Here is a 6,414-nt window from a genome sequence, read left to right as displayed (position 1 = left end):
TGAGGTTTATTGGGTATATAATTTTTTTCCCCATCACCTGAATAAAATCAGGTTCCTGCCATACTTATTTGCATGAGACAGCGGTTGTCTCTTTGCGCACTTAACCCGTTCGGAGTTTTCTTATGAATAAAACAATCATTGTTGTCGCTCTTGCTGCCGCCGTTCTCAGTGGGTGTAACGCTAATAACACCGCTTCCGGCGATACCTTTACCGCAGCACAGGCCAGGCAGGCCAACTTTGTGACTTATGGCACGCTGGTATCCGTACGTCCGGTCACCATTCAGGGTGGAGATGGCACCAACGCCGCTGGGGCCATCGGGGGCGCCGTAGTCGGTGGTTTCCTGGGTAACACGGTTGGGGGTGGCACAGGCCGCAATCTGGCCACGGCAGCAGGCGCCGTTGGCGGTGCAGCCGCAGGCTCCGGCATTCAAAGTGCGATGAATCGCAGCGCCGGGGTAGAGTTGGAAGTGCGCCGGGATGATGGCGTGAATATCGTGGTCGTTCAGGCGCAAGGCTCAACCCAGTTCCATAATGGGCAGCGCGTTGCACTGGTGACCAATGGCAGCACAACAACAGTATCGCCACGCTAAGCCAACAGGTTGCAGTACGGTTTAGGTGCCAGACCGCAATATGGCCCCTTGCTACTGGGATACAGAATTCAGGGACGATCTTCCCTTTGCGGGATGATAGCGAGTTTTCCGGCTCGATCATTACAATAAAAAACGGAGTTAAACCTGATGTTTATCAAATGGAGTAAACGTATCGCCCTGCTGCTGGTGATGCTAATCATCGGTGCTCTCGGGGCGAGGATTTATGACACCCAGCGTGGGCCGGAGTTACAGCTTTGGCATACCTTTGTCCCTCATGAAATGCATGCCGATGAGATCGACAAGGCCAGTTGGGCAGACTATCTGACCGCCGAGGACGCCATTTTCAACGAGGTGCGCCAGAATGTGACTGACAAGCTGGACAGCAGTCAGCAAACCTCGTTGAACCGCTACTATGCCGGCAGCCCAATCTATCCTGAAAAGTTTCCCACCGACTGGAACCGCTCCTACATCATGATGCCGGACGGCAAACCGAAAGGCGCCGTGGTGCTGTTACATGGCCTGACCGATACTCCTTACAGCCTGCGGCATATTGCGGATAGTTACCGTGAATACGGCTATGTGGCGGTCGGTATTCGTTTACCGGCGCACGGCACCGTACCAGGTGCGCTGACCGACGTAGACTGGCAAGACTGGATGGCTGCGACACGGCTGGCAATCCGCGAAGCCAAACACCTGGCGGGTGACGATGTCCCGTTGCATATCGTAGGCTTCTCCAATGGCGGCGCATTGGCGATGAAGTATACGCTGGATGCGCTGGACGATCCGCGTCTGGCCAAACCCCAGCGTGTGGTGCTGATTTCGCCGATGATCGGCGTCACCAGCTTTGCCCGCTTTGCCGGGGTTGCCGGTTGGCCTGCGATCTTCCCAGCGTTTGCCAAGGCGGCCTGGCTGGGGATCGTACCGGAGTTCAACCCGTTCAAATACAATTCGTTCCCGGTCAATGCGGCACGCCAGTCCTTCCAACTGACTCAGGCATTGCAAAAGCAGATTGCCGCCGATTCACGCAACGGCAAAATGGGCGAATTGCCACCGATCCTGACGTTCCAATCGGTGATGGACTCAACCGTCAGCACGCGTGCGGTGATCACTGCTCTGTATAACCATCTGCCCGCTAACGGCAGCGAAGTGGTGTTATTCGATTTGAACCAGGCGGTGGCTTTCGGCCCCTTGCTGAGAACCTCTTCCTATACCGCGCTGCCAAGGCTGTTACCACCGCCACCGCGTAACTATACGGCTACCATAGTCACCAACGTGACGCCGGAAACCACCGATACCGAGGCACGTACCATCGTCGCAGGGCAAACGACAGAAACCACCGATCTGCTTGGCATCACCTATTTGCCGGATATCTTCTCGCTGTCACACGTGGCGTTACCGTTCCCGCTGAGTGATTCCCTGTACGGACGTTATCCAGAACCGCGCAATCAGTACGGCATCAGCCTGGGTACCTTTGCCGCTCGTGGTGAGCGGGCAGTGCTGGTAGTGGGTTTGGATTCGCTGATGCGTCTGTCCTCTAACCCGTTCTTCCCTTATCTGCTCAAGCGTGTCGATGACAATATCGGCCCGGCACCCACGAAATAACCGCCAATGATGGCTCCTGGCCAGTGCTCAATCGGCGCTGGTCAGGCTATTTCCGCTTTAGCCAATAGCCGACGTTAAGGTAGTCTCTTTTATTGCACACACCTGAAACAGGTTTCGTCCCCCGAGTTTACGTAAAGCATTACGCCGGTGCGTGTACACGGTTTTGGTTGATATGACCAGCAACTGGCCAATATCCTGTGCCGTCAGGCCATTAATGGTGTGCAACATGATGGCCTTCTCTCGGCGGGTCAATTTAAATTGCATAAAGTGAACGGCAGAAGCCGGATTTTCCAGCGATGCCGTACCGTTATCGGTACGGATAGCCAAGACCCGACGCCGATCGAAATCGAGGTCAAACGTTGCCTTGGCCTCTGCGGGGACTAACACCACGTCCCCCGGAAAAGTCAGCATCGAGATTAGCAAGGCTATTTCGTCAGTAAACTTAGTCATATGAAAAATGAGTGCATCCCGCTGATTAAAATTATCGGCGGGGTGTTGTTTCAATTCTTCGAGAGACATTTGGTTTATGACCCGGTCGTCGGCGCATAACTGCGCCGCCACACCAACAAAAAAATAACTGTTATTGGTAATGACGTTTATCTTCCTAGGCATATCAACAACCCTGTTTGATTAATATGGCTATCCTTTTCCCAGCGCCAACATGGCTCAGTAGTAATTCACCGTAAACGTCACTTTGCCATCCGCCTTACCCGGCGTGGGGTTGCCAGCCGTTTGAATATAGCGGGCTGCCAAAGGCACGCGGATAGTTGGGCTACCGTCTTTCGGCAGAACCACCGTCTGTTCTGCCGCAAAGTTAAACGGTATCGGCGTTTGGCCGCTGTCGCCCCAGCCGATTTGAATACCCACACCCGATGCGGCATCGGGACGCGTTGCATCGATAGCCATGATGCCATTGGCAGAGTCAATCACGGTGGTCACAGGGGCCAGACGCACACCAATGCTGTTGTTGATTGACTGAGAAGTAGTACCAACCCCCGAATCGAAGTCCATCATCCGGGTAGTGTTCGTCTGATTATAAAAACCAAAAAAGGTTGGACAGTTGGTCAACATGATTGAGGCATCAACCCAGGGTGAGGTCGAATTTATCCCCCTGAATTTCTCGCGTATATCATGAGATCCCAGATCAACGGTGACATCAGGTGTGGTACAAGTCTGTGTCGAGATCGTCAGGTTTCCCTGAAACGTGACGCGGTTGAGTTGGATCGGTAATCCTGGAATGGCTACTCCAGTGCGAGAGTTCACCATATTATCGCTCGCCGTAGGGAGGCTTGCCGCCGATAGGGAATAACTCCCCGGCGTCAGCGGGCCTGTTTTAATCAACGAAATATAGCGCGTGGCACCACTGAAATTAACTTCCCCCCCAAGAGTGCCAATTTCAACATCTTCATCACGGTATCCCATCGTTCCCAGCGTAGCGGCAGCACGATTATTGTACCGTGATATGACCACCCCAATCCCGGGAATACTGGTCTGGTACACCGCCCCGGCAAACGGGCCGGTATTCAACCCACTGAGCGCATAGGGGGCCTGGAGGATAGCGACGGCCCAGTTCGCGACGCCAACATTACCATCCGAAGGGCAATCGACAGACACGAGTGGCGCGTTAGACCAACTTCCCTGATAAATGATGGTGCCGATCGGCACATCGGCACCGGCTGAAATCACCGGTGGGCTCAGTGGAACAGTCAGCGATGCCGAACTCATACCCGACTTGAGTGCACATGACTTCACCGCCCAACTGCTGTGGCTTATGGACATCAGTAGCCCGGCGGCCAGCAGATTCAGTGCGTTATTTATTGATAGCATGTTTATGTTTTTCCCTCTTTCCAACCGGCATACCGCTACGGCCAGAAAGGACAATCGTTCAGTGTGAGCACCGTTAAATTTCATCGGCCACGGTTGTTAGCCACCTTCATCGTCACAGCCTAAGCTGGCGCACAAACAGTGTTAAACTGCTGTATCGGGGAGTATTTCTGCCCTTTGGCCATCGGCATCAGCACATAGTTGATCAGGCACTGCATCTGACTGCCTTCGCCCCACTTCACTTTCAGTTGGCCCTTGTCTTGTGCGACCCGCGCATAGAGCTGCCCCCCCCTGACCCACCGTGCCCACGCTGTTGCCTTTACCGTCAAAGACATCGGCCCCGAACGGCACAGGCTCCCCTTGATAGGTGGTATCAATCAGAATGGCTGTGCCCTGTTTGGTGGTGTATTTCATCTTCACCACCGCCCCGGAAAGCGGGGCCACCTTCTGGCTGGTGCTGTCCAGTTCCACGTTGGCCGCCGTACCTTTCGGGTCGATACTGATTTCATTCATCTGGTATGGGTTTAAGTATGGCACCACCGCATAACCGCGTGAGTCGATGCTCACCCCCGGATACGAAGTGACTTTGGCCCCTTCGGCCCCCTTGGCCTCCACCAACGCAAAGGTATCCGAGGTGTACGGCGTAAAGGTCACGCCACCCGCATGACCAATCACCGTACCGTTCATCCCGGCAGACGCGCTCTGGTAACCTTTGCCGGTACTGTAAGTGCCGCTCAACGCCGTGGCCGGGCTACGGTAATTGGCACTGAGCGAGCCGCTTGAACCCTGGCCCTGATTGGCATTCATTGCCGTGACGCCGTAGCTGAACTGATTTTCCTGCCCTGCGGTGCCGGATACCGTCGCCTGCTGGCCATAACGCCCGCTGCTGTCATGGGACAAATCCATGCGCAACTGCGGCGTATGGGTCTGATCGTTACTGCCCAGCGGCAAGCTGAAACTCAACAGATAGTTGGTTTGTGCCGTACCCAGGCTGGAGAAGCTGCGGTTGATGCTCAGGCCGTAAGACAGGCTCTTATAACGGTTGTTGTAGCCCATCTGGTACTGCTTCTCGCTGCCATCTTTATTCCAGTAATCTTGCAACGAGCCGCTGATATACAGCTGGCCCCAGTTTTCCGGCAGGCCTTGCCCGGCAGTCACCGTCAGGCGATTTTTCGCCCGCGAAATCGCATCCGGGGAATACCCCTGCGCCACCGCGTCACGGGTTTGCATCGCGGTCATAAAGTCCATGTAACCGTCGGTCGAGAAGCGGTAGGCCGCCAGCGACAGGTTGCTGTTGGTTTCGCTGATCAGCTTGCTGTAACTCACCTGATAGCTTTGCCCACTGAGGCGATTGCCCGGATGATGCCGCCCCGTGGCATCGGTACTGTTATCCAGATTCGTTCCCGCCTGGGTCACGTCAAAGGCCAACGCCCCGATGGGCGTGCCCACCGCCGTGCCCAACTGCAATGCGTAGTAATCCTGGCTGGCCTGCAGGCCACCATAGCCGGTGACGGTGTTGGTCAAGCCAAGCTGGTAAGTTGCCTGGTACAGCGCCGGTTTCTCACGCAGGTTATCGCTGCGTATTTCCCCAGCGGTAATCGAATAACGCGATGAACCCGGGCGTAACAACTGCGCCACCGAGGCATAAGGCACGCTGAAGGTCTGTTCGGTGCCGTCGGATTCACGTACCGTCACGTCCAGATTGCCGCCGTAACCCGTTGGATACAGGTCATTAATCAGGAACTCACCCGGTGTGACCGTGGTTTCATACAGCACCTGGCCGTTCTGACGCACGGTGACACGGGCGTTGGTCCGCGCAATGCCACGGATATCCGGCGCGTAGCCGCGCAGAGACTCTGGCAACATCCGCTCGTCAGTGGCCAACTGCACCCCGGTAAACGGCAATGTGTCGAACAGTTGCCCGGTAGTGTTCGATTGCCCCATCAATACTCGTGCCTTCAATAGCGGGATATCACGCTGCATATAGGTATTGATGTTGCTGTATTGGCTCTCACCGTTATCCATTCGGCTGTAGGAACCGTTGTGGCGCAGATACCAGGCACCCACATTAACCCCGGCGTTCACCCCGGCAAACAGCGAGTCATAGCTGCTGCCGTGCGATTCGCTGGTGTAGCCATTGACGTTATAACCCAACAATACGGCCGGTACGCCGCTGTCCCACAGCTCCGGGCTGACGGTGCCACGAGCGGTGTTCAACATGTAAATCTGCGGGATGACAATATCCAGGCGCTGTTCATTACTGTCGTAATTGACCTGGGCCTCCGGCAGTTTTTGTTGCAGATCCAGACAGAGTTCGCCCGGGTTTTGTGGGCTTAAAAAATCCGCTGGCAACTTGGCGTAATTAAACGCAATGCGAGGTCAAGTATTCAATGTGTTG

Annotated in this window: 4 protein-coding genes and 1 pseudogene; 2 read left to right on the top strand and 3 right to left on the bottom strand. The window is 55.1% G+C overall.

Going from position 1 to position 6,414, the window contains the following annotated elements:
- Positions 1 to 122: 122 nt before the first annotated feature.
- Complete coding sequence (locus U869_RS0126975) at positions 123 to 590, top strand: glycine zipper 2TM domain-containing protein (RefSeq protein ID WP_025118764.1); 468 nt, start codon at positions 123 to 125, stop codon at positions 588 to 590.
- A gap of 147 nt (positions 591 to 737) precedes the next feature.
- Positions 738 to 2,192 (top strand): carboxylesterase, encoded by a 1,455-nt coding sequence (locus U869_RS0126970; RefSeq protein WP_029987162.1) that lies wholly within the window; start codon positions 738 to 740, stop codon positions 2,190 to 2,192.
- A 57-nt stretch (positions 2,193 to 2,249) separates the two neighbouring features.
- Here the strand turns inward: U869_RS0126970 and U869_RS0126965 are convergent, their stop codons facing one another.
- The 3 genes and pseudogenes from U869_RS0126965 to U869_RS29765 all read right to left on the bottom strand — a co-directional run.
- Positions 2,250 to 2,804, bottom strand: a complete 555-nt coding sequence (locus U869_RS0126965; RefSeq protein WP_025118766.1) for a helix-turn-helix transcriptional regulator — start codon at positions 2,802 to 2,804, stop codon at positions 2,250 to 2,252.
- Positions 2,805 to 2,858: 54 nt separating this feature from the next.
- A complete protein-coding gene (locus U869_RS0126960; protein ID WP_025118767.1) occupies positions 2,859 to 4,019 on the bottom strand; it encodes a fimbrial protein in 1,161 nt (386 codons plus the stop codon).
- A 119-nt stretch (positions 4,020 to 4,138) separates the two neighbouring features.
- Positions 4,139 to 6,389: pseudogene (locus tag U869_RS29765) on the bottom strand (fimbria/pilus outer membrane usher protein); the annotation flags it as partial.
- Positions 6,390 to 6,414: the final 25 nt, after the last annotated feature.

Origin of the sequence: Serratia sp. H1w, from assembly GCF_000633355.1 — a bacterium.
Taxonomy (GTDB): domain Bacteria; phylum Pseudomonadota; class Gammaproteobacteria; order Enterobacterales; family Enterobacteriaceae; genus Chania.
This window is presented reverse-complemented; position numbering and strand designations above follow the sequence as displayed.